Genomic DNA, 22,356 nt, shown 5'->3' with positions numbered 1-22,356 from the left:
TATGAGTATTATTTACGTTTTGATCCCCCTTGCCATTATTCTGGTGATTGTGGCCATCGCGATATTTTTCTGGGCGGTCAAAAGTGAGCAATTTAAGGATTTAGAACGCCATGGACACAGTATTTTATTTGACGATGATGTAAAGGACGCCCGGGCCTCTCGACCAAAAGACAAACCCTAAGTGCATCCTGAATTCGTTGCTGCCTTTCTCATTGGCATTGCAGGTAGCGTGCATTGCAGCGCTATGTGTGGTGGTGTTATTGCGGGATTAAACTATGCCATTCCAAATAACAAACCTCTGCTACCTTACGCTTTGTCTTACAATCTGGGTCGCATCCTGAGCTATGGTGCGGCGGGTCTGATAGCGGGTGCACTAGGACAAATATTCAGCCACCAAATAGGCTCTGGTATCGCGCTACTCAAATTACTCAGTGGCGTTATGCTTGTGTTACTGGGGGCTTATATCGGCAACTGGTGGCGAGTACTTTCAAAGCTTGAATCGGCAGGCGCGCGGTTATGGCGCAAAGTATCCCCCCTTGCAAAACGCTTTGTTCCATTTAAAACACCATTTCATGCATTTCCCTATGGCCTGATTTGGGGCTGGTTACCCTGTGGATTGGTATATTCAACACTGGCATGGAGTATGGCAACAGGTGATGCCGTAAATAGTGCGTTTTTGATGATCTGTTTTGGTTTGGGCACATTACCTGCCACCTTATTACTGGCGCTGTCCGCCAAACAACTGCTGGCAATAACACAAGCCCCCCGAACAAAACAAATAATTGCACTGGCACTGGTTGCTTATGGTGGCTTTATCATTGCACAAAGCCTACAGCATCATTTATAGTACGCTTAAATTATTGCAAGGAGCCTTTTGTTTAAATGGTAAGTCAAGCTCGCTATCCTCTAAATTGTCAAAACTGTAGTTTCAGTCAACTCTGCTTACCTTTTAATTTAAGCAATAACGAGCTGGATAAACTCGACGACATTATTCAACGTAAACGCCCCATCCAAAAAGGCGAGCGTTTATTCGAAACCGGGGATAAGCTTACCTCTTTGTTCGCCGTCCGTTCAGGCTCCTTTAAATCTTATGCTATCAGCCAAAGTGGTGAAGAGCAGATCACGGCTTTCCATTTACCCGGTGAAGTTATTGGTTTCGACAGCATGTCTGAAGAAGCGCATCAAACTGTAACTCAGGCACTGGAAACCTCCATGGTATGTGAAATTCCCTTCGCTACACTAGACAATCTGGCCGATGAACTGCCCGCCCTGCGCAAACAACTGATGCGCTTAATGAGTGCTGAAATTAAACAAGACCAACAGATGTTTATGTTGCTCAATCAACGTACCGCAGAAGAACGACTGGCCTATTTCTTACATTCACTTTCACTGCGCTTCAATCAACGAGGTTTTTCCGCCACCCAATTTCGCTTAACAATGACTCGCAGCGAAATTGGTAACTTTCTCGGTTTAACGGTAGAAACCATTTCTCGCTTGTTATCTAAATTCAACAAGGAAGGTTTGCTTTCGGTGGAAGGTAAATTGATCAATATTGTTGATGCGAATCTACTGGAAGAAAAAAGTAAAACCTTCTCTCCTGAATGCAAATGAGAAAAAGTTAGCCCCAAATTGATCCAGAACAAGGCTCATAGTGGCAAATTTTTGATGCTTTTCTTACACTAAGAGTGTTCGTTTATTACATCAGGAAATGGCTATGAGTGGTTTTAACAAGATTTTGGCTGTTATCGATCCGACCCAAGAGCAACAAAAATCGCTAGTGCGAGCGCTTGAATTGGCTAACAAATGTGACGGTAGCGTTACTGCTTTTCTCAGCATCTACGATTTTTCTTATGACATGACGACCATGTTGTCTGTTGAAGAGCGCGAAATGATGCGACAAGCAGTGGTTGATGATCGCACTGAGTGGTTGGTGGCGATGATTGAACAGCAACCTAACGCGCAAAACATCAAGGTAGATGTCAAAGTTGTCTGGCACAACCGACCTTATGAAAGCATTATTGTAGAAGCTATGGCGGAGAACTATGATCTCATCGTCAAAGGCACGCAGCAACACGACACCTTAAAGTCTGTCATTTTTACCCCTACCGATTGGCACCTGTTGCGCAAAGCACCTGTATCTGTGTTACTGGTTAAAGACCATGCCTGGCCAGAAAATGGTGTTGTTCTTGGTGCGGTCAACGTAGGCACTGAAGACGAGGCTCACCAATCACTGAATAAGCGCATCACAGAAACCTGTAAAGACATGGCTACCGTTCTTAAGGGCCATGTGCATCTGGTCAATTCCTTTCCGGGCACGCCCATTAACATCGCTATTGAGATCCCCGAATTCGACCCGCAAACCTACAATCAATCAGTCAAAGACCATCATGTTGCCTGCATGAAACAACATGCTGAAAATTTAGGCGTGGATGTGGCACATTGCCATGTGAAAGAAGGTTTACCGGAAGACGTGATCCCAGCAATCGCGAAAAAATTTGATGCAGAACTCGTTGTTATCGGCACAGTTGGCCGTCAAGGCATTTCAGCCGCCCTGATTGGCAATACCGCGGAGCATGTCATAGATATGCTGGGCTGCGATGTATTGGCTCTTAAACCCGAAGGTTTTGAGTCTCCAGTAAAGCTCTAATAAATTAAACGACTTTGCAATCCCCCACAGTAGCAAATATGTTACTTTGGGGGATTTTTGCGTTATACTCTGCCGCCATTTTTACAGCACATTTTTCATACAAGTATAGAGTAGCGGTCGATGTCCGAAGCAGTAAATCACCTCACCAAAAGTAAACAGCAATACAGTTTCAACAAACTACAGAAACGACTGCGTCGTTGTGTTGGCAAAGCCATCGCCGACTTTAATATGATTGAAGATGGTGACAAGGTGATGGTGTGCTTATCAGGCGGAAAAGACAGTTATACTCTGTTGGATATTTTGATGTTCTTAAAGAATATCGCCCCCATCAATTTTGATATTGTGGCTGTGAATCTGGATCAGAAACAGCCTGGTTTTCCGGAACACGTGCTACCGCAATACCTGAATAAAATCGGCGTCGAGTATTTAATAGTAAACGAAGATACTTATTCGATTGTCAAAGAAAAAATCCCCGAGGGTAAAACCACCTGCTCTTTGTGCAGCCGGCTAAGACGCGGCATTTTGTACCGCACAGCACAGGAACTTGGGGCTACAAAGATAGCTTTGGGCCATCATCGTGATGATATGCTGGAAACCCTGTTACTCAACATGTTTCATGGTGGCCGCATGAAGTCTATGCCGCCCAAGTTGGTGAGTGACGATGGCAAGAATATCGTTATTCGTCCATTGGCTTATGCCTGTGAAAAAGATATCGCCAAATACGCAGAAAAAATGGAGTTCCCTATCATTCCCTGCAACCTCTGCGGCTCACAAGAAAACCTGCAGCGTAAGATGATTAAAAACATGCTACAGGACTGGTCGAAACAATATCCGGGACGCATTGAGAATATGTTCCGCGCATTACAAAATGTCACCCCTTCTCACCTGGCGGATCCCAACTTGTACAATTTTGTCGATATCAGTACCACAGGCGAAATACCTGAAGAAGGTGATATCGCCTTTGATACGCCGGAGTTTTCCGATTCAGAGATTGAATCAGCGAATTCAGAAGTTGAAACGATCGAGTTAAGTTAGGGTATTAATTGGGCATCAATGCAGTGATCTGCTTGATGCCGCTCAATTTAGTATCGAGCAATCGCTCAATATCTTCTTGTTTTATCTGCCAATGTTCACCAACAAGTTTTGCGCTGGCGCTAAAGGCTTTGGGCACTGTAGTGGGATCGTTAAAGGTAATTTGCAGCCCCTCTGGTGATGGCATCATAAAAGACAAAAAGCCCCCCATTTTGTCAAAGAATGCTTCAAAAGAATGAAAATAGCTAAGCAGTTGCGAAGCATTGACGGGCTCAGCAAACAGCTCGGGTTTCACTTCCAAAAGCACCGATAAATCACATTGGTTTTGCGGCTCTTCAAGCTTGACCAGTAATCTGGCTTTAGCCATTTTTAGGGCTTTTTCATTGGGCAATACAAAACGGCGATTAGACTGTACAGGAACGTCGATATCTTTTTTATCAGTATCAATCAACACCGACGATACCCGGCACAAGTCTTTGCTTTGCACGTGTAAAAAACCAAAGGCGAATTGCAGTGACTGAAGTTCTTCGCCGTTTAGTTTCCTCAGGTGACTATAAAAATCGGCGTACTCAAGATGCAACTCGCCCGCCCATAGAGAGTTACCACTTAATCCAATAACCAACAATAGGATCCATCTAACCATTTTCAACTTTTTGTTCCTGTGCATATTTCATGTGTTTTCGGTTAACGCGGATCATGGCTTGTAGCTCTTCCACATAAGCCTGGCCGCGCTCTGAGTAATGGAGCAAGCCCTCAGCCAACATTTCAGCCGTAATAGGTTGCTGTGTTTTGCGTAATACTGCGCGTATATAGCGTAAATCCTGGTAAGCAAAATGTCGGTTAAGCGTATTCAAGTATTTCGCCACCCCTTGGGACAAGCTTCTGTATTTTGCCACTTCGTGATTCATGTCATCATCCCGCTGGCGCGGCACAAAACCACAGCCTTTGCGATAACACCACATACCAAAAAAATTATAGCCCTGGCGCGCAAAACGAGATGTTCCCCAGGCTGACTCATTCGCCGCCTGAACCAATACCAGTTCCTTGGGGATAATGTCGACTTTAGTCAGTAGTTTATTAAAAAAAGTAGCGCTGAGGCCCGGAAACTTAACATTGTACTCTTGTGCTAATTCCGCCAGCCGTTCGTGCTGTGCCGGGTTGAGTGCATCAGGTTTTTGATCTTTGGCAAGCCATAAACTTTGTAATGCTAAAATAAATGTACGTTGCGACAGTATGATTTCATTTTGCTTTTCTATTTCTGGTAGCAAATAGCTGAAAAACGCCCGCTTTTTTTCTGTCACCTGCTGAAAAGATGAAAAATCGGGGATTGGCTCCGCCCTGACTAACCGTGTAGTAACGACTTCAGCAGGCGGTTGGGGGGGCAGCAGGAACGGATATAAAAACGCTACAACCCCAATCAGCGTCACGCCTCCAATCCACAACCGAGAACGCAAAGACTTATGCATTGAAGTGGTCGTCTTTACCGCTCTGATCAGGTGTTTTAAGCTCAGAAGATTGAGTGTCTGCGGATGTCATAACCTCACCTTCTGATTGAGAAATCGTTTCTGCATTTTGTACTCCAAAAATATCCCGATACAAAATTCCCTTCACATTATAATAGAAGGGAGCTACCCAGATCATGGCAATACCGAATGTTAATGCCACCAACAATAACAGCGCAAAAAATACAGCGTATAATTTTACGAAGTTAAGCCATTGATGATTTACCACTTTAATGGAGGTAAATATCGCTTTTGCGGGCAACATGTTTTTTTCAAGCACTAAAGGTATCGCAAAGCCAGTGGCTATCATTAAATATAGACCCGGCAACACCAGGAATAAAAGACCAATTTGCACAATAGCCGTGGTCATGACCACAGTAACGGTAATGACCAGCGTGCGATTAATGAAACCAAACAGATCCGCTAAATAATTTTTGCGCCCCACGCTGGACTTTATCCCCATCATCATCAAAGCAGCAGTTAATGGAGCAATCAGTACTGCCATGATGATATCGAGACCGAAACGAAAGCCAGGCTCCTCCCAAGAGATGCCTTTGGCCTCAGAAACATAAGCGGCCATTAGCATAATGCTCATGGCAATCACAATCACCACCAACATGCCCTGTACTATTGACGATTTATCAGCCTGAGTCAGTTTCCATCCCTCATCAAAAACCGCTTTTAAATCAAACTCATAATCACCATTGAGAGCAGACTCAACACTGGCTTGTCTTTTTTGCGTGTTTTTTTCTAACAACGATTTAAACCTTTGCTATTTTGAGGGCGACTAGTATAGCAGCAAGAAATTGGAATGCATTGTCTGAACAGCTATGACGATAAATTAATATTTTACGCTTGTTCTTATTGTTAGCGAAAACTTTAGTTTATTAGTCATATTAGCCAGAAATTAGTATTTGGATTCCATAAGACGTCTGCTAAATATCATATCTTATTGTTTTTACTGGATATTTCAATTGGCATTCAATTTGCCATAGTTAAAACTAAGTTAGAGCACATACGCGTTATTTACGAAAAAAGGTTCTGGAGAACACAATGAAAACCAAAATCGCACTCGCCATCGCTGCAACCTTATTCACATCTGCCAGTTTCGCCAAAGACCGGGTTAACCTGTCTGAGTCCATCGACTTATCTGAGAATGCTCAAGTTCACTTTGAAGTTGCAGTGGGTAGTATCCAAATCGAAACCTACGACGGCGATACCATAAAGCTGGATATCGAAGTAAAAGAAAGTGATAACGATTGGTTCAGCTCAGCAGACCTGGACGATGTAGAACTCAAAGTCCGCGGTGATGCTGATGATATTTCTCTGGAAATTGACGTTGAGGACGTAGTGCAAACTTGGATTGTCAAACTACCCAAAACGGCCAATATTGAGATTGATCTTGGCGTCGGTGAAGTCGAGATTGAAGACTTTGAACGCAGTGCCTCCATTGATGTTGGTGTCGGTGAAGTGGATATTGAGTTAGCCTCTGATAACTATCGCGAAATTGAATTAGAGTCTGGCGTAGGTGGCGCAGATCTGGATGGTTTCAAAGGCGCTGATCGCGAGCGCAATATCGTTAATGAATCCATTGAGTGGCGTGGTACAGGTGAATATGAAATTGAAATCGATGTAGGCGTTGGTGACATTGACGTACGTGACTAACCTTCACATCGACTAAACGGTTGTCTCCCGTTATGCGCTAATTGGGCGTGTTCGCCCCCGAATTACGGGGGCTTTTTGTTTTTTCGGTACAAAAATCAGAGTGTCAGCTCACCAAATTTACCAGATTGATAATCTCGAACAGCTTGCTGCAACTCTTCCTGAGTATTCATCACAAAGGGGCCCATGTGAGCAATCTTTTCTTTGATTGGCTGTCCCTTAAATAATAATATCCCGGCACCATCATTGTTGGTCTCCAAGGTATTAACTTGCTCAGCATTGAGGATCACAAACTCCCCTTCTTTGGCTCCCCAGACACTACCCTTATAGATATAAGCCCCTAAGAAGCCCTCTTGCTGTGCATCAAGGCTCACCATGACATTGGCCTGCAGTTGCAAATCTGCTATGGCGCCATTGCCAGCAAGACCGTTCAGGTTTCCGACACAATGCTGTCCGTGCAATTGAAATTCGCCTGCCAAAACACGCACTTTGCCTTGAGGTAAATTGTATTCAGCAACCGGTTTTTCAGTACTATCTTGATACTGCGCTGGTCGCAGTTTTTCACTTGCCGGCATATTGAGCCATATTTGAAAGCCATGCATGCCCTCATTAGCATCAGCCAGTGGCATTTCAGAGTGCACAACCCCAAACCCCGTGCTCATCCACTGCACATCCCCCGCCTTTATAGCCTTTTTATTGCCCATCTGATCTTGATGCTCAAAGCCACCTTTTAAAATATAGGTAAAGGTTTCAATGCCTCTGTGGGGATGTGGCGGAAAGCCACCGATGTAGTCTTGCTCATCATCGGATTTAAGCTCATCAATCATCAGAAAAGGATCCAATGCGAGAAAATTGAAATCCGCTACACGACGTATTTTCACCCCATCGCCATCTTGGGTGTTTATCGAGGGACGTTTTGAGAGTATATGCATCACAGTCTCCAGAAAAATAACTGTGACTATTATTGCGCTAAAAATGAAATAAAAGAGCGCATAAATTGCGCCTTTTTATTCGATAAAATTGAACGAAACTATTGTTCAGGAAGTGAGTAGCTTAATCGCCAGGGCTATCAAGATGGCCCCCATTACACGATCAAACCAGTGACTGTTGCTGCCAATGAAGTCTCGTACTTTGCGAGAACTTAATACATACGAGAGAAAACAAAACCAGACACCCGTTGCTATTGTCAGATATACGCCGTAAACCGCTTTTATGGTCATCGGCGTATCCACGCTGACAATAACTGCAAACAAAGAGAGAAAGAACAACGTCGCTTTTGGGTTCAAACCATTGGTTAAGAAACCTGTCCAAAAGGCTTTTTTATCGGAAATGGTGAGTTGCGATGCTACCGGGGCTTCGGTTTCAGATGGTGCTGCTGGGGCACTTCTCAAGGCATTAATACCAATCCAGATAAGGTAAGCCGCTGCAGCATAGCTGAACACGGTAAACAGCCAAGGTGTCGTTTTGATCAACAACCCTATTCCAGCCAAGGAATAAGCCACATGCAAAAGTATACCTAAGCCGACTCCAATACTGGTAATAATGCCGGCACGCCGTCCAAAGCTCACACTATTTTTTAAAACGATGGCAAAATCTGGCCCGGGACTGGCCACGGCGACGAGGTGTGCAACAGCAATAGTGAGAAACTCTACCCAGTAGAGATTAAAAACATCCATTAGCAGTGTGTTCCTTATACAATTATGGTTATCAAAGTGAACTTAAAAACTCCGGAACTCGCTCAGAAGCCAGCCCGTAGTATTGTTCATCAAAATGCGATTCTACCGCGCTGGGCTCCATATTAATTTCCACAGTACGAGCGCCAAAGTTGGCCGCTTGAGAAACAAAACCAGCGGCCGGGTATACATGGCCAGATGTGCCAATGGCAATAAATATATCTGCATTGTAGAGGGCATCATATATGTCCTCCATGTGGTATGGCATCTCTCCAAACCACACGATATCGGGTCGCATTCTTCTGGCTGGATAACAACAGCTGCAAGCATTCCCTTGGTCGAGGCTCTCAGTCCAGGGAATCGATTTTCCGGTTTTGCAGCACTTTGCCGCTAACAACTCACCGTGCATATGTAACACATTTTTGTTGCCCGCTCTTTCATGCAGATTATCGACATTCTGAGTAACAATCAGTAAATCGCGTCCTAACTTTTTTTCCAATTCTGCCAGGGCGTAGTGGGCTGTGTTGGGTTGCACTTCAGGGGATTGCAGTTGTGCTCTGCGCAGATTGTAGAATCGGTACACGAGATCAGGGTTCAGCGCAAAAGCTTCGGGCGTTGCCACCTCTTCTACGCGATGCTCTTCCCATAATCCGTCATTATCGCGAAACGTTTTCAGTCCCGACTCCGCCGATATTCCAGCGCCGGTTAATACGACAACTTTGCTCATTTTGACTTCTTGCTCATTTATTTTCCAAAGTTGAGGATCTGTCAGCCTTTGTGTTCTAATAATCCAAAAGGCTAACGAGAACAGGCATTTGAACAACACTTTGCCCTTTTTGCAACGTATAGAGCAAAACTATGGGGAATTACCCCCTAGTGCACGGGATATCGCCACCTTTTTGCAAAACGATCCACTGTTGGTGCTTAAACTGTCTACCAGTGATATTGCCGAGGCCTGTAATACTTCAAAGGCAACTGTAAGCCGCTTTTTCAGACAGCTCGGTTATGAAAATCATTTGGTGGTGAAACAAGAGCTTCGCGCGCAAGGGCAACCAATCGCATCCAACAAGGGTGACAAACGCTTTCTGGAAGGTGAATACCAACGCATTAAAGCGGCTTGGGAATACTTGCAGCGTTATGGCTTGGAACAAATCACCGAATCGATTTGTAACGCTGATCGCATCAGCATTTTTGGTTATCGCAATAGCTACCCTATGGCCATGCATTTGCAACGACAACTATTGCAACTAAGAGACAGGGTCAGGCTCCTGCCGCAACCTGGACAAACTATCAGTGAAGAATTACACGGCATCGTAAAAGGAGAAGTGGCCATTGTAGTGGGTTTCAGAAGACGCCCCAGGGTATTCAAGTCGCTATTAACCGAGTTAAAAAAATGCACCAGTATCATTCTGCTTACCGACAGTACTGGCCAAATATACAAAGACGATGTTGACCACCTGTTAGTGTGTTCCCTTGGAGAAGAGCTGGCTATGGACAGTTACGCGGCACCAATGAGCATGATCTCCATGCTATGCCACTCCGTCTATAATACACTCGGCGAGTCAGCTGCTGAGCGCAGTGCCGCCATCTCAGATGGTTACCGCACCCTCGGTGAATTAGAAGATATTTAAACAGAGACTTTTGTCGCTGCCAAAAGGAGCGGCTTTTTTGTGGAACCTGACAGGTCCAACCAATGAAACATTTGTTTCACGATAAAAACAATTTGTAACTTTCATTAAATTGTTCTATTGTGAGTAAATCAGATGCGCAAGTACTCTTTCTTCGATTGCGTGAACTATTCTTAGCTCTACCGCTAGCCCTTAGTTGTTATATCACCGCCAGCGCATTTATTTTTTTAATTTGAATTAACGATGAAAACCAATACAGATCCCTTTATTTATCGGCCCAGTAAGCAACACAGTGCTTCAGACAGCCAACAAAGCGACAAACTCTCGGGTTTAACTCTGGCAGTTAAAGATTTGTTCCATATTGCCGGAATACCCACAACAGCAGGTAATCCTGACTGGTTAAAAACCCACCCTACACCTGACTCAACAAGCTCGGTAGTGTCCAAATTGCTCTCCCATGGCGCTATTTTTGTGGGTAAAACCATCACTGATGAGCTGGCTTACAGCCTCAATGGACAAAATGTGCATTATGGGACGCCCGTCAACGTAAAGGCTTCGAACAGACTACCCGGTGGCTCCTCTAGTGGGTCGGCGACTGCTGTTGCCAATAATCAAGCGGATATTGGTTTGGGGACAGATACAGGTGGCTCCATAAGAGTCCCCGCTTCCTACAATGGTTTATTTGGTTTACGACCAACTCATGGTGTTATCGCAACGGATAATATGGTAGCTCTTGCCCCTCGCTTTGATACTGTGGGCTGGATGACCAGAGATTTAAAAACACTCAATGCCGTTGCAGAGGTTTTGTTGTCCTCATCCTCCAAAGGCTTAGATGGTCGCATTTGTACCGTGCCAGCATTAATTAACCGCGTTTCTCACGCTGCGCAGATAAAGTCCTTTATCAAAAACTGTGGTTTCACCGATTTTTTCGAAACCGCTTTTGAGGAAGAAACACTCACTCAAGCCAGTGAAGCTTTCAGGATATTACAAGGTCGAGAAATCTGGTTGCAGCACGGAGATTGGATCACCGAGCACAGCCCACATTTTGCGCCAGATATCCAGCAGCGTTTTCAGTGGTGTAGCAACTTAACCACCGAGCAAGAAGCTTCGGCACAGGAAAAAGCTGATAAGGTTAAGCAATTGATGAATACGCTTTTAGCTGACGGTACAACGCTTTTGCTGCCCACAACCCCCGGACCTGCGCCACTACTCAACACCAGTGCGGAAGATTTGGGCCATTATCGCAATTACTTATTGGGATTAACGGCACTTGCAGGACTTTGTGGCCTGCCGCAATTGCACATTCCACTCAATTGTGAAGACTGCGCCCCTGTCGGGTTTTCACTAATTGGCCCTGCAAATACTGATTTAGCATTAATTGAGTTGGCGGCAAACTTAACAGGAGAGCAAGCGTGATAGGATTTACGGCCCCTCATAGTGCTGCAACCGAAGCGGGCAGCGAAATATTACAACAAGGCGGTACCGCAATCGAAGCAATGGTGGCCGCAGCAGCAACCATTGCCGTGGTGTACCCCCACATGAATGGCTTAGGTGGCGATGGTTTTTGGCTTATTAGTGAGCCGGGCAAAGCACCAGTAGCTATCGATGCTGCAGGCTGTGCGGCACAAAATGCCACACCAGAATTTTATGCTGAACAACAGACAATCCCATCTCGAGGCGCGTTGGCAGCACTTACCATGGCGGGTGCGGTTTCAGGCTGGCAAAAAGCACTCGAAATAAGTGCGGGATGGCAAGGTGCTATTCCCCTCCAAAGCCTAATGAGTAATGCAATCAATCATGCAAAAACAGGGATTGAAGTCACTCAAAGCCTGGAGGATGCCAGTCGAAAAACGCATCCTGATTTCAAAGCGTTCAGCGAGTTTACAAAAACCTTTTTATTTGATGGTGCAGTCCTTAAAAAAGGACACACATTAAAACTTGCGCAGTTGGGTAACACCCTTTCACAACTTGCAGATAGTGGGCTTAATGACTTCTACCAAGGTGATATAGCCCAGGCATTGGCCCATGATTTGAGCGCTGCTGGCTCGCCAATCAATATTGAAGATTTTCAAAGCTACAAAGCTAAATTGGTTCAGCCACTGTCAGTAGACACCAGTATTGCCCGTTTATATAACTTGCCCGCCCCCACTCAGGGGTTAGCGTCCTTAATGATCCTGGCGCTATTTGACCGGGTAAAACAACAAGCCAATAGCGAAGCAGAGGCCATTCATCTGCTCGTCGAATGTACCAAGCGCGCTTTTATCGTGCGCAATGCGACGATTGGCGATGCGCAAAGACTCAAACAAGCGCAACAAGATTGGCTAAAATACGACTACCTTGACCAACTGGTGAGCGACATATCCCTAAACAATCCCCTGCCATGGCCTCATGAAGCGAAACCCGGCGACACCATCTGGATGGGTGCCTGTGACAATCAAGGCCGCATGGTGAGCTATATTCAAAGTCTCTATTGGGAGTTTGGCAGTGGTATAGTGTCGGGTCAAACGGGCATTGTTTGGAACAATCGTGGTACCTCGTTTTCGTTACAGCCAGATTCATTGCAATACCTGCAACCGGGCTTAAAGCCTTTTCACACCCTCAATCCAGCATATGCTCAATACCACAATGGTAACCGTATGGTGTATGGCACTATGGGGGGCGAAGGCCAACCCCAAACCCAGGCTGCACTATTCAGCCGCTACAGCTGGCTGAATCGTTCTCTATCAGAAGCCGTTGCTGAGCCTCGCTGGCTATTGGGCAGAACCTGGGGTGATGTCAGTCACAACCTAAAAATAGAAGACAATTTAGGGGAAAGTGTGATCAAGGAGCTCAAGGACAAAGGCCATGATATCGCCCTTGCCCCAGCTTTAAGCGAAATGATGGGGCACGCAGGAGCCGTGCATCTCGATACGAAAAATAACGTTACTGCGGCTACCGATCCGCGCAGTGATGGTAAAGCCATAGCGAAATAACGTAAGGAAAGTATGTTGGAATTAATCATAGAAAACTGGAGTACCATCGCCGCATTGATGGTCACGGGTGTTTTTGCCGGTTTATTGGCCGGGTTATTAGGCGTGGGTGGCGGAATAGTCATAGTCCCCGTGTTGTACTTCCTGTTTCAAAGCTTTGGCGTGTCAGCCGAAACCGCGATGGTAGTGGCTACTGCCACTTCACTGGCAACCATTATCCCCACTTCCTTGAGTTCCATTAAAGCGCACAGCAAAAAAGGTAATGTGGATAGCGAACTGTTAAAAGCCTGGTGGCCCTTTATCTTGTTTGGTGTTTTCGCTGGAAGCTATCTGGTAACGGTTGTATCCGGCTACTGGTTTACCTTGTTATTCGGGGTGATTGCCACATTATCAGCACTCAACATGCTATTTCGTACCGCCAATTCTGCTATTGCAGACTCACTGCCCGGTAAAGCCGGACAAAGTCTAATGGCTTCAATTATCGGTTTCTTTAGCTCTATGGTAGGTATTGGCGGTGGCACACTTTCGGTACCCATGTTAACCGCCTGTAGCTACCCCGCCCATAGAGCAGTGGGCACCGCTGCTGCCATAGGCCTGCTTATCTCCCTACCAGGTGCGTTAACCATGTTAATACTAGGCCAAACGCCTGAAGACGCGCCGATGGGGACATTTGGCCTGGTTAATCTACCAGGACTCCTTTGCATTGTTCCCCTTACCGTATTGTTTGCGCCTGTAGGTGCGAACATCGGCAGCAAATTGGATAGTGCCAGGTTGAAAAAAGTATTTGCCATCGTGCTTTGTATCACAGGCGTGCGCATGCTCGCACAGTTGGTCATGTGAAGCGCGATAGAGTTATTGGAAGGAGCAATATGAACAGACTAAATCCCCCACCGAGATTGTTAATGGGTCCCGGCCCCATCAATTGTTATCCAAGAGTATTATCAGCCATGTCAACGCAATTGATTGGTCAATACGATCCGGTAATGACGGGCTACATGAACGAAGTGATGTCCTTGTATCAACAGGTTTTTAAAACCAACAATCAGGCGACTTTATTGATTGATGGCACTTCACGCGCTGGTATCGAAGCAGTGTTAGTTTCCTGTATCGAACCTGGTGACAAAGTGCTGGTGCCGATTTTTGGTCGTTTTGGACATCTGTTGCAAGAGATAGCAGAGCGCGCGGGCGCTGAGGTACACACCATTGAAGTACCATGGGGGGAAGTATTCCAACCAGAACAAGTGGAAGACGCCATCAAAAAAATCCGGCCCAAAGTATTGGCCATGGTACAAGGCGATACTTCTACTACTATGTTGCAACCGCTGGAGCACTTAGGCGAAATCTGTCGTCGTTACGACGTGCTGTTTTACTCCGATGCCACCGCTTCGATTGGCGGTAACCCCTTTGAAACCGATCAGTGGCAGCTAGATGCCGTTTCTGTGGGCCTGCAAAAGTGTTTAGGCGGTCCATCAGGTTCCGCCCCCATCACACTGAGCGAACGCTATGTTGAGCTTGTCAGAAAGCGTCACCACGTAGAAGCCGGTATTCGCAGCGAACATCATGAAAATGGTGAAGCCAGCCGTATTCGCTCCAATTATTTTGATATCCCTATGATCCTCGATTATTGGGGAGAAGAGCGCCTGAATCACCATACAGAGGCCACATCCATGCTTTATTGCGCACGAGAGTGTGCCATCAACTTGCTGGAAGAAGGCATCGAAAACTGCATAGTGCGACACAAACTCCATGGTGATGCTATGGCCAAAGGCGCTCAAGGACTTAATCTCAAACTGTTTGGTGACCAAAGCAACAAAATGACCAATGTGGTGGGTGTCTACATTCCAGAAAATGTTGATGGTGAGAAAATCCGCAGCCAACTACTGGAAGATTTTAACATTGAGATTGGCACCAGTTTTGGGCCTCTGCACGGCAAAATCTGGCGTTTGGGTACCATGGGTTACAATGCTCGTAAAGATGCGGTATTGCACACCCTGCAGTCTCTGGAAACGGTATTGCGTCGCGCAGGGCATTCAATGTCCGCTGGAGCAGCTGTAGATAATGCCCTGGGAGTCTACAGTGGCGCCTGATATTAAAAACCTCGATATGAGCGACTATGCACAGCAGGTTTTTAGCCGCTGTGACGCTCTCGCGCTGCACAGTCAATCTTATGAAGGTATGGACAGACGTTATCTGACCCCCGAGCACAGTATGGCTAACCTTCAAGTGGCGCAATGGATGGCCTCTGCGGGCATGGAAACCTGGGTTGACCAAGCGGGTAATCAGTGGGGCCGCTATGCCGCACCCGATCCCGACGCCAAGAGTTTTGTTATGGGTAGCCATATTGATACCGTGCCTAATGGCGGCATTTACGACGGTATTCTGGGCATCATATTACCCATATCACTGGTTCAGTACTTATACGACAACGATATCAAGCTCCCCTTTCACCTGGAAATTGTCGCCTTTGGTGACGAAGAAGGCACTCGCTTTGGTACCACACTATTGGGTAGCCGTGCCATCACTGGCCTTTGGCAACAACAGTGGTCTGGTCTGATTGATGCCCAAGGGGTAACCATCGAAGATGCCCTGAAAAACTTTGGCTGCGATATTAATCGGGTCAATGAAGCTTCGCGGTTGAAAGACAAAATCCTCGGTTTTTTAGAAACTCACATCGAACAAGGTCCGGTACTGGAAGCTGAGCACATCCCGGTTGGAACTGTATCTGGCATTGCTGGAGCAAAACGCTTTACCCTGAAAATCCTGGGCGAAGCCGGACACGCTGGTACAGTGCCTATGAATATGCGCACCGATGCGCTGGTCGCTGCCGCAGAGATGATTCAAGCTATTGAAGAAGTCGCTTCGGAATTGGGTGTGGTGGCTACAGTGGGAAAAATCACTAACTATCCCAATGCCGTCAACGTCATTCCCGGAGAAGTGCAGTTTACCCTGGACATTCGCAGTGAAATCGACAGCCGCCGAGATACGGTTATTGAGATCCTGCAGCAAGTACTTGGGCAAGTCAGCGAAAAACGCAAGGTAACATTGGAATGGAAAATGACTCACAGTGCCAAAGCCGTTGCCTGCGATGCCAAATTGCAGCATCTGGTGTCCAATAGCATTAATGCCGCAGGATACCGGCAAATTTCCCTGCCATCCGGTGCCGGTCACGATGCCATGGCACTGGCCGACATCTGCCCGGTAGCCATGTTATTTGTACGCTGCGAAAAAGGCATAAGCCACCACCCGGCTGAATCCGTATTGGTGGAAGACATCGAAGCCGCCCTTAAAGTACTGGTTAACTTCGTTGTCTTTTATCAACAACAATTAGATTAGTTACAGCAAATCTATTTTTACAGACTACACCTTCTCAATAAGATGGTATGTTTTAGCTTTATTAATGTCAGCACCATGTTCAGCTCAGAGCACTATTCGGGGTTCCCTTTACACGCAGTAAGCTATGTATTCAGGTCACACAGCAATGAGAGGTATCAGGGAAGATACCTCAATCAATGCCAGCACACGGACGTGCTGTCATTGATGGTCATTGTTGTGCTGAATACGAAGATTACGCTTTGCGTGTCAAGGGCTGCGGAGGATTCTTAAGGAGTGCCGCAGGCAGCATTCCTTAAGGCGCGCCGGCGCCCCGGCAAAATCTACATCAAATATTGAAATATTGTTGCACTATTCATTAAAGATAATCTTATACGAGTAAAGTGGCTTAAAACTGTAAAGTACAAAAACTCAGTGTCCTGAGCCGGCTTCCACATTTTCCAGTTTTTCTTCTGTCACCCCGAGCCAACACACGGCAGAAATCGCCAGGCAAACACCACAGATAATAAACAGCACATTTTTATCTTCAGCGTTGCCTACAATCATGCCTACCCCGAGACTGGCTACCAACTGGGGTAACACGACAGACAAATTAAACAGCCCCATGTAAAGGCCCATTTTTGATTGCTCAACTTTGCGAGACATGATGGCAAAAGGCAGACTAATTGTTGCAGACCAACCCACGCCTAGCAGTGCCATTAACATGTAAATGCCATAGGTATTGGCGCCCATGAAGGTCATCACAAAATACCCTACCGCCATCGAGGCAATGCACCAGCCGTGAGTCTTAACTGCACCGAACTTGGCCGACAGCGGTTGCAATAGCAGTACCGGTAACACCGCGGCAATGGCATTGAAGATCATAAAGCTGTACCCCACCACGGAACCTAGTGCATTATCATCAATATCTGGTTGGTTAAAGCGCACAAACGGCGTCATATAGATAAACATCGACTGGATACCCACCCAGGTGAATGAGTGAGCGGCTAACACTTTTTGAAAACCCAGGTGCTCGGTATTGCTACCACCCTGTTGCTCTTTAGTGAGTAGCGTTTTGGCCACAAAAAAGAGGGTTAAAACAAAACACACGATTTCAATGTAGTAATGATCAAATTTGATATCGGCAAGGCGTGCCACTAACGCGTACAAGCCATAAATCAAAAAGCCCCACAACGGCTGAATTACCTTCAAACCAGCCCAAAACCCCATTTTTGTTTGCTCTAATTCGGGGTGTAACTCAGATTTGAGTTCTTTCGGCTCTTCGATAAACAGGTTGGGAATAACGGAAAATGCCAGTACCAAAAAGACACTGAAGTAAATCAGTGCAAAGTTGTTCCAAATTGCCCCTATAGCATAGGCCAACACCCCAAAACTGCCGGACACGGTTTGCATCCAGGTATAGCCCTTGGTGCGCTCTTCTCCTTCCGGCGTCACATCAGCAATAATACTGCGGGTTGGGTTAAAACTGACGTTGATAGATAAATCCAATACCAATGCCACTGTAATGGCAACACCCACGATACCCTCTATACCCAAAGAGGTAGATATAACATCGATATTGGGTAAAGCCAGTAAACTCAGTGCCGCTAGTACACCACCAATCAGTATGAAAGGACGGCGCCTGCCACCCCAAAACCAAACGTTATCACTGATAGCACCGACAATAACCTGTCCGATAATCCCGGCCAGAGGACCGGCAGCCCAAACAAAACCAATATCATGTACATCCAAACCAAACTGGGTTTGTAAAATCCAGCTCATGGCGGCTATTTGCACTGACAGAGCAAAGCCCATGGCTGTGGCGGGTAAACTCAGAATTGCGTAGAAGCGGTTTGACAGGTTTCTCTGGATATTTAGCATTTTGATTTATCTTGGTATTTTGTGCTATTGAAGCACTTTTTTTTGCTTGTTGTAATAGATAGCCCATCTGCATACGTTTGCAAACTAACAATTTTTTAACACCGAGCCCGGAACGGCTGGCGAGCACTATGATGGAGGGTAATTTTGACAACTCAACTGGTTAGACATCGGACCACTTATCTGTAATACTTTTCCCTTCTTTATTAAATGAGCAATTTTCCATGCAACCAGATGATTATATTCAGCTCATCAATGAATCTGATGATTTATCGCAATTACAACTGACAGTGCCGGGTGACTGGGCACAAGGCCGTACGGTTTTTGGTGGCTTGTCTGCCGGGCTTCTTTACCAGGTTTTAAAGTGCATTGTTCCCTCAGAGCGAGTGTTGCGCTCTATTACCTTTAACTTTGTCGGGCCGTTAAATACTGAGCAGCCCTTCGGTTTTACCTGGCAACTACTGAGGGAAGGAAAAAACGCCACGCAAATTACCGCCAGTATCGTGCAGAACGAGCAAATATGTTTAACTGCTCTTGCTTGTTTCGCCCAGGACAGACAATCTAAAGTGTTGGTTGAAGCTAATGTAAAACCACTTCCCGAACCACCTAAGAAAGCCAAATTTATTCCGCAAATCCCCCGCATCACGCCGAAGTTCTTGCGCCATATTGATTTGTCAATTTCTGAGGGAAAAGTGCCCTTCACCGGCAGTAAACAATCCAGCTACAAAGGCTGGATGCGCTTGAAAAAAGCGCCTAAGGTATTTACCGACGCGCACATATTAACGCTGATTGACGCCTGGCCACCGACCATCTTGCAAATGCCCTTAGGTCCTGCGCCTGCCAGTACCATGAGTTGGAATGTAGAGTTTGTGCACCCACACAAACCATTGGCTCCTGAAGCCTGGTTAGCTTATGAGGCCCATACGGTGCAAGCCTATGGTGGCTATGGCCACGCTGAAGCACAAATCCACGATGAAGAAGGCGAACTGGTTGCGATCAGTCGTCAGCTGATTGCGATTTTTGATCAATAAGCTTCGTGAGTAGGGGCATTGCAAAAGTGCAATGCCTTTAATAGCAGCAAATTAGTTTTCAAATGTGCCTTTAACCAGCGCTTTGCCACCGCGCACCATGCAGCGCCCTTTGGCATAAACTTGCTCGAGCAACAACCGATCTTTTGTAGCCAAAATAAAATCGGCATCGGCACCAACTTCAATTCGCCCTTTGTGCTTCAGCTTTAATAACTGAGCGGGTGATAGCGTCACGGAACTAATGGCATCCACAATACCGACACCGTATTCCAGCACTGCTTCCTGGAATGCTTCGTAAAGACTGCCCACTCGCCCAACTTCCAATCCTACCAACTCGCCGGCATCATCAAACACAGGCAGACTGGCATTCCCATCCGAACTCATAGTGAGCTGAGAAACAGCGACGCCCGAATCAAGGCAATCCGCCAGCGCTTTAGCCGCGGGAACTTCCCCCTCTTCAATAAACTTTTCATTGGTGCTGGCGGTAAAATCGATATAACCGCCCTGCTTGGCCCACTCCATGCCCGCCTCTAACAACGCGCCATTGCGGTTAATGTGAGTGGGATAAAACTGAGTAACGGGTAAATCAGACTTTTCAATTGACTCGTGCAGCAAATACAGCATGGAGTCACTGTCCCCAACATGAATACTAACGATACCCGCTTTTCCGGAAATCATACCGCCAACTCTTGCCTCCGAAGCAACCCGCATCAGCTCACTAGAGCGCAATTGCGATGAGCGATGATCAGCAATAGCTATCTCACCAATACCAATAAATTTGTCGATTAAAATGATATCGTCGGTAACATTATCCAGCACCGTTCTGGCGGGCAATTGATAAGAACCAGTGTGGCAGTAAGTACTAATCCCTTCTGTTTCCAGCGCATGCGCTTTAGCCAATAAATCAGACAAGGTACGGGTAGTGGCATCTGTACCCAACACACCGATAACGGTGGTCACCCCACCCAAGGTGGCGTCAGTTAAATTCATTTGCGGCGTGCGGGTATGAAAGCCCCCTTCACCACCACCACCAGAAATGTGAACTAAGGAGTCCACTAAACCGGGAAACATAAGTTTGCCGCGGCCATCGATGATTTCCATAATGGTGCCGTCAGCCGTGATTTTGTTTTTCAAATCCGGCGCAATGGCTGCGATGCGTTTATCTGCAACCAGAACATCCACTTCACCCATTGCTGCTGGAGCATAGAGTTCGACATTCGTGATAAGCGTTAACATAAAAGATCCTTATTGATATCCAACCATAACGGCGGTCACCATGGTGGCAATAGACAAAAAGAAGAAGATTAAATAGAGACGCCAGGCAAATCGTACCCAGGTACTCCAGTCTAAACGCGCCACACCAAGACAACCAATTAAGGAAGCAGAGGTTGGAATAATGATATTGGTTAATCCATCGCCCAGCTGGAAGGCAAGCACTGCTATCTGGCGGGATACTCCCACAAGATCAGAAAGTGGTGCCATTAGCGGCATGGTTAATGCTGCCTGACCTGAGCCGGAGGCAAGGAAGAAGTTAAAGATTGACTGAAAAATATACATGAAAATCGCTGAGCCAGTCTCAGACACACCCGACATAGCGCTACCGGCATGATGCAGTATGGTATTGAGCACGGAAGGACTGGTGGCATCATCCCCGCCCAGCAACAACACGATACCTTTGGCCATGCCCACAATCAGGGCCGCCGGTAACAGCTCTTTCGCCCCATTTTGAAATGACTCGGAGACATAGTTCACTGACATTCGTCCAGACACTACACAAATGATCCCCACCACAATACCCATGGCGAAAAACTGCGTTGCGATCTGCGGAATGTAATATTCATGGACAACAACTCCCCATATTACCCACACTATGCCTGCTAACAAGGTCAATAAGATCAAGGTATCAACATTGTTGTACTGGGATTTAACTTGGGAGCTCTGCTGGCGGCGAAAGTGAAAATCTGATTGATAACTCAAAGAGATTTCCGGGTTAGCTTTAACTTTCGCACCATAGCGCATTGTAAAAATGATACCAGTTAGGGTGAATACTACCCACATGGCGATCCTGAAATCAGCACCAGAGAGTACCGGTACATCAGCAATGCCTTGGGCTATCGCGATACTGAACGGATTCATCCAGGAGGTGGCAAACCCCACCTGCGTGGCAACATAAGTAATGAGTACAGCAGTGATGGCGTCATACCCTAGTGCGATCACAAGGGGCGTCAGCACAATACAGAAGGCAATCGCCTCTTCTCCCATGCCAAACACAGCACCACCCAGCGAAAACAGAAAGAACATCAGTGGAATAATCACTACATCCGCACCTTTGGTCTTACTGATCAATGCCATGATGCCGTTGTTCACAGCTCCAGAGTGCATGATGATGCCAAACGCACCACCCACAATCAGAATAAAAGCCACAACCCCCACGGCCGAGCCCATCCGGTCACCAGACACCATGCCCTCAAACGCATAGTTGATAAAACCGGGCTCCTTGCCACCGCTGAAAATAGCAACACCGGCGTCATCATCTTCAACTGTTTTAAAACTTTCCGGTTGAATTAAGGTTCTGGTGACTTCCTTGCCATCGATAATGCGGGTGGTTTCAGCGGTTTCAAAATACCCGGCAGGCACAATGTAGGTCATCAGTGCTGCAAGTAATACCACAAAAAACAAAATCACAAATGCGTCAGGCATCCTTGTTGCAAGATTGGATTCATCTTTCATAAATTTTCCGCCGTCAAGTTTCCGGTGTTGGCTTGGGGTTTAAACTGAACAAACAGTTAAAACATGAGATTAACGCGCTATTTTAGCAGAACATCACAAATATCGGCACTATGGGTGCGACTCAGATCTACTAATCAGTCGACAGACAAATACTCTACTCGTCGAACCATTCCGACAAATAAAAGCTTTGATAGAATAAAGCTGAATGAGAAAGTGTTTTAGTGTTCACGAAATTTTATTCACTCGTTTTTTAAAACAATCCGAATAATTTCAACATTAAATTGAAATACCCTTTGAA

General features: G+C 46.2%; 22 protein-coding genes. 13 read left to right on the top strand and 9 right to left on the bottom strand.

The window, feature by feature from the left end:
* Nucleotide 1: 1 nt before the first annotated feature.
* From ccoS to ttcA, 5 genes are all read left to right on the top strand, one after another.
* Nucleotides 2–181, top strand: coding sequence for a cbb3-type cytochrome oxidase assembly protein CcoS (gene ccoS / locus AABA75_RS10455; RefSeq protein ID WP_338292552.1), 180 nt, complete (start codon nucleotides 2–4; stop codon nucleotides 179–181).
* A complete protein-coding gene (locus AABA75_RS10450; protein ID WP_338292551.1) occupies nucleotides 182–847 on the top strand; it encodes a sulfite exporter TauE/SafE family protein in 666 nt (221 codons plus the stop codon).
* Nucleotides 848–882: 35 nt separating this feature from the next.
* Nucleotides 883–1,611, top strand: coding sequence for a fumarate/nitrate reduction transcriptional regulator Fnr (gene fnr / locus AABA75_RS10445; RefSeq protein ID WP_338292550.1), 729 nt, complete (start codon nucleotides 883–885; stop codon nucleotides 1,609–1,611).
* 103 nt (nucleotides 1,612–1,714) lie between these two features.
* A complete protein-coding gene (gene uspE / locus AABA75_RS10440; RefSeq protein ID WP_338292549.1) occupies nucleotides 1,715–2,647 on the top strand; it encodes a universal stress protein UspE in 933 nt (310 codons plus the stop codon).
* Nucleotides 2,648–2,767: 120 nt separating this feature from the next.
* Complete coding sequence (ttcA, locus tag AABA75_RS10435) at nucleotides 2,768–3,682, top strand: tRNA 2-thiocytidine(32) synthetase TtcA (protein ID WP_338292548.1); 915 nt, start codon at nucleotides 2,768–2,770, stop codon at nucleotides 3,680–3,682.
* 4 nt (nucleotides 3,683–3,686) lie between these two features.
* On the opposite strand, the gene AABA75_RS10430 is transcribed toward ttcA, so the two are convergent.
* The 3 genes from AABA75_RS10430 to AABA75_RS10420 are packed head-to-tail and all read right to left on the bottom strand — an operon-like array spanning nucleotide 3,687 to nucleotide 5,938.
* Entirely contained in the window at nucleotides 3,687–4,322 is a 636-nt protein-coding gene (locus AABA75_RS10430; protein WP_338292547.1) for a DUF2987 domain-containing protein, read from the bottom strand.
* Nucleotides 4,315–5,145: a glucosaminidase domain-containing protein gene (locus AABA75_RS10425; RefSeq protein WP_338292546.1), complete on the bottom strand. Its 831-nt coding sequence runs from the start codon at nucleotides 5,143–5,145 to the stop codon at nucleotides 4,315–4,317. Before AABA75_RS10425 ends, AABA75_RS10430 begins: the two co-directional genes overlap by 8 nt.
* Nucleotides 5,138–5,938 carry a hypothetical protein gene (locus tag AABA75_RS10420; RefSeq protein WP_338292545.1) on the bottom strand — a complete coding sequence of 267 codons (801 nt, stop codon included), beginning with the start codon at nucleotides 5,936–5,938 and terminating at the stop codon, nucleotides 5,138–5,140. The genes AABA75_RS10425 and AABA75_RS10420 overlap by 8 nt, the downstream gene beginning before the upstream one ends.
* A gap of 296 nt (nucleotides 5,939–6,234) precedes the next feature.
* On the opposite strand from AABA75_RS10420, the gene AABA75_RS10415 reads away from it, so the two are divergent.
* Entirely contained in the window at nucleotides 6,235–6,846 is a 612-nt protein-coding gene (locus AABA75_RS10415) for a hypothetical protein (protein ID WP_338292544.1), read from the top strand.
* Nucleotides 6,847–6,941: 95 nt separating this feature from the next.
* On the opposite strand, the gene AABA75_RS10410 is transcribed toward AABA75_RS10415, so the two are convergent.
* From AABA75_RS10410 to cobB, 3 genes are all read right to left on the bottom strand, one after another.
* Nucleotides 6,942–7,775, bottom strand: coding sequence for a pirin family protein (locus AABA75_RS10410; RefSeq protein ID WP_338292543.1), 834 nt, complete (start codon nucleotides 7,773–7,775; stop codon nucleotides 6,942–6,944).
* Between the two features lie 105 nt (nucleotides 7,776–7,880).
* Nucleotides 7,881–8,519: a LysE family translocator gene (locus AABA75_RS10405; RefSeq protein WP_338292542.1), complete on the bottom strand. Its 639-nt coding sequence runs from the start codon at nucleotides 8,517–8,519 to the stop codon at nucleotides 7,881–7,883.
* Nucleotides 8,520–8,550: 31 nt separating this feature from the next.
* Nucleotides 8,551–9,264, bottom strand: a complete 714-nt coding sequence (cobB, locus tag AABA75_RS10400; protein WP_338294837.1) for a Sir2 family NAD+-dependent deacetylase — start codon at nucleotides 9,262–9,264, stop codon at nucleotides 8,551–8,553.
* 67 nt (nucleotides 9,265–9,331) lie between these two features.
* Between cobB and AABA75_RS10395 the strand changes: the two genes are divergently transcribed.
* The 6 genes from AABA75_RS10395 to AABA75_RS10370 all read left to right on the top strand — a co-directional run bounded on the left by AABA75_RS10395 (nucleotide 9,332) and on the right by AABA75_RS10370 (nucleotide 16,446).
* On the top strand, nucleotides 9,332–10,147 hold the full coding sequence (locus AABA75_RS10395; protein WP_338292541.1) for a MurR/RpiR family transcriptional regulator: 816 nt from the start codon (nucleotides 9,332–9,334) through the stop codon (nucleotides 10,145–10,147).
* A gap of 240 nt (nucleotides 10,148–10,387) precedes the next feature.
* Nucleotides 10,388–11,560 (top strand): amidase, encoded by a 1,173-nt coding sequence (locus AABA75_RS10390; RefSeq protein ID WP_338292540.1) that lies wholly within the window; start codon nucleotides 10,388–10,390, stop codon nucleotides 11,558–11,560.
* Complete coding sequence (locus AABA75_RS10385) at nucleotides 11,557–13,116, top strand: gamma-glutamyltransferase family protein (RefSeq protein WP_338292539.1); 1,560 nt, start codon at nucleotides 11,557–11,559, stop codon at nucleotides 13,114–13,116. The genes AABA75_RS10390 and AABA75_RS10385 overlap by 4 nt, the downstream gene beginning before the upstream one ends.
* 12 nt (nucleotides 13,117–13,128) lie before the next feature.
* Nucleotides 13,129–13,953 (top strand): sulfite exporter TauE/SafE family protein, encoded by an 825-nt coding sequence (locus AABA75_RS10380; protein ID WP_425325571.1) that lies wholly within the window; start codon nucleotides 13,129–13,131, stop codon nucleotides 13,951–13,953.
* A gap of 29 nt (nucleotides 13,954–13,982) precedes the next feature.
* The gene (locus AABA75_RS10375) at nucleotides 13,983–15,200 is read left to right on the top strand and encodes a pyridoxal-phosphate-dependent aminotransferase family protein (RefSeq protein WP_338292538.1); all 1,218 of its coding nucleotides are present in this window, start codon (nucleotides 13,983–13,985) and stop codon (nucleotides 15,198–15,200) included.
* Between the two features lie 16 nt (nucleotides 15,201–15,216).
* Nucleotides 15,217–16,446 carry an allantoate amidohydrolase gene (locus AABA75_RS10370; RefSeq protein ID WP_338294834.1) on the top strand — a complete coding sequence of 410 codons (1,230 nt, stop codon included), beginning with the start codon at nucleotides 15,217–15,219 and terminating at the stop codon, nucleotides 16,444–16,446.
* Nucleotides 16,447–16,854: 408 nt separating this feature from the next.
* Here AABA75_RS10370 and AABA75_RS10365 read toward each other — a convergent pair whose 3' ends face one another.
* Nucleotides 16,855–18,303, bottom strand: coding sequence for an MFS transporter (locus AABA75_RS10365; protein WP_338292537.1), 1,449 nt, complete (start codon nucleotides 18,301–18,303; stop codon nucleotides 16,855–16,857).
* Between the two features lie 221 nt (nucleotides 18,304–18,524).
* Between AABA75_RS10365 and AABA75_RS10360 the strand changes: the two genes are divergently transcribed.
* Nucleotides 18,525–19,331, top strand: a complete 807-nt coding sequence (locus AABA75_RS10360; protein WP_338292536.1) for a thioesterase family protein — start codon at nucleotides 18,525–18,527, stop codon at nucleotides 19,329–19,331.
* A 51-nt stretch (nucleotides 19,332–19,382) separates the two neighbouring features.
* Here the strand turns inward: AABA75_RS10360 and iadA are convergent, their stop codons facing one another.
* Complete coding sequence (gene iadA / locus AABA75_RS10355) at nucleotides 19,383–20,564, bottom strand: beta-aspartyl-peptidase (RefSeq protein ID WP_338292535.1); 1,182 nt, start codon at nucleotides 20,562–20,564, stop codon at nucleotides 19,383–19,385.
* 9 nt (nucleotides 20,565–20,573) lie between these two features.
* Nucleotides 20,574–22,058 (bottom strand): putative basic amino acid antiporter YfcC, encoded by a 1,485-nt coding sequence (gene yfcC, locus AABA75_RS10350; RefSeq protein ID WP_338292534.1) that lies wholly within the window; start codon nucleotides 22,056–22,058, stop codon nucleotides 20,574–20,576.
* Nucleotides 22,059–22,356 lie beyond the last annotated feature (298 nt).

The sequence above is a fragment of the Planctobacterium marinum genome, from assembly GCF_036322805.1.
Taxonomy (GTDB): Bacteria; Pseudomonadota; Gammaproteobacteria; order Enterobacterales; family Alteromonadaceae; genus Planctobacterium; species Planctobacterium marinum_A.
Note: the sequence above shows the minus strand (reverse complement) of the source record. Positions and strands in the feature narration are given on the sequence as shown.

Bases quoted from the DNA above. Each gene is read 5' to 3' on its own strand.
- ccoS (WP_338292552.1), top strand. From the start codon at position 2: ATGAGTATTATTTACGTTTTGATCCCCCTTGCCATTATTCTGGTGATT.
- fnr (WP_338292550.1), top strand. From the start codon at position 883: ATGGTAAGTCAAGCTCGCTATCCTCTAAATTGTCAAAACTGTAGTTTC.
- uspE (WP_338292549.1), top strand. From the start codon at position 1,715: ATGAGTGGTTTTAACAAGATTTTGGCTGTTATCGATCCGACCCAAGAG.
- ttcA (WP_338292548.1), top strand. From the start codon at position 2,768: ATGTCCGAAGCAGTAAATCACCTCACCAAAAGTAAACAGCAATACAGT.
- AABA75_RS10430 (WP_338292547.1), bottom strand. From the start codon at position 4,322: ATGGTTAGATGGATCCTATTGTTGGTTATTGGATTAAGTGGTAACTCT.
- AABA75_RS10425 (WP_338292546.1), bottom strand. From the start codon at position 5,145: ATGCATAAGTCTTTGCGTTCTCGGTTGTGGATTGGAGGCGTGACGCTG.
- AABA75_RS10415 (WP_338292544.1), top strand. From the start codon at position 6,235: ATGAAAACCAAAATCGCACTCGCCATCGCTGCAACCTTATTCACATCT.
- AABA75_RS10410 (WP_338292543.1), bottom strand. From the start codon at position 7,775: ATGCATATACTCTCAAAACGTCCCTCGATAAACACCCAAGATGGCGAT.
- AABA75_RS10405 (WP_338292542.1), bottom strand. From the start codon at position 8,519: ATGGATGTTTTTAATCTCTACTGGGTAGAGTTTCTCACTATTGCTGTT.
- AABA75_RS10390 (WP_338292540.1), top strand. From the start codon at position 10,388: ATGAAAACCAATACAGATCCCTTTATTTATCGGCCCAGTAAGCAACAC.
- AABA75_RS10380 (WP_425325571.1), top strand. From the start codon at position 13,129: ATGTTGGAATTAATCATAGAAAACTGGAGTACCATCGCCGCATTGATG.
- AABA75_RS10375 (WP_338292538.1), top strand. From the start codon at position 13,983: ATGAACAGACTAAATCCCCCACCGAGATTGTTAATGGGTCCCGGCCCC.
- AABA75_RS10370 (WP_338294834.1), top strand. From the start codon at position 15,217: ATGAGCGACTATGCACAGCAGGTTTTTAGCCGCTGTGACGCTCTCGCG.
- AABA75_RS10365 (WP_338292537.1), bottom strand. From the start codon at position 18,303: ATGCTAAATATCCAGAGAAACCTGTCAAACCGCTTCTACGCAATTCTG.
- AABA75_RS10360 (WP_338292536.1), top strand. From the start codon at position 18,525: ATGCAACCAGATGATTATATTCAGCTCATCAATGAATCTGATGATTTA.
- iadA (WP_338292535.1), bottom strand. From the start codon at position 20,564: ATGTTAACGCTTATCACGAATGTCGAACTCTATGCTCCAGCAGCAATG.
- yfcC (WP_338292534.1), bottom strand. From the start codon at position 22,058: ATGAAAGATGAATCCAATCTTGCAACAAGGATGCCTGACGCATTTGTG.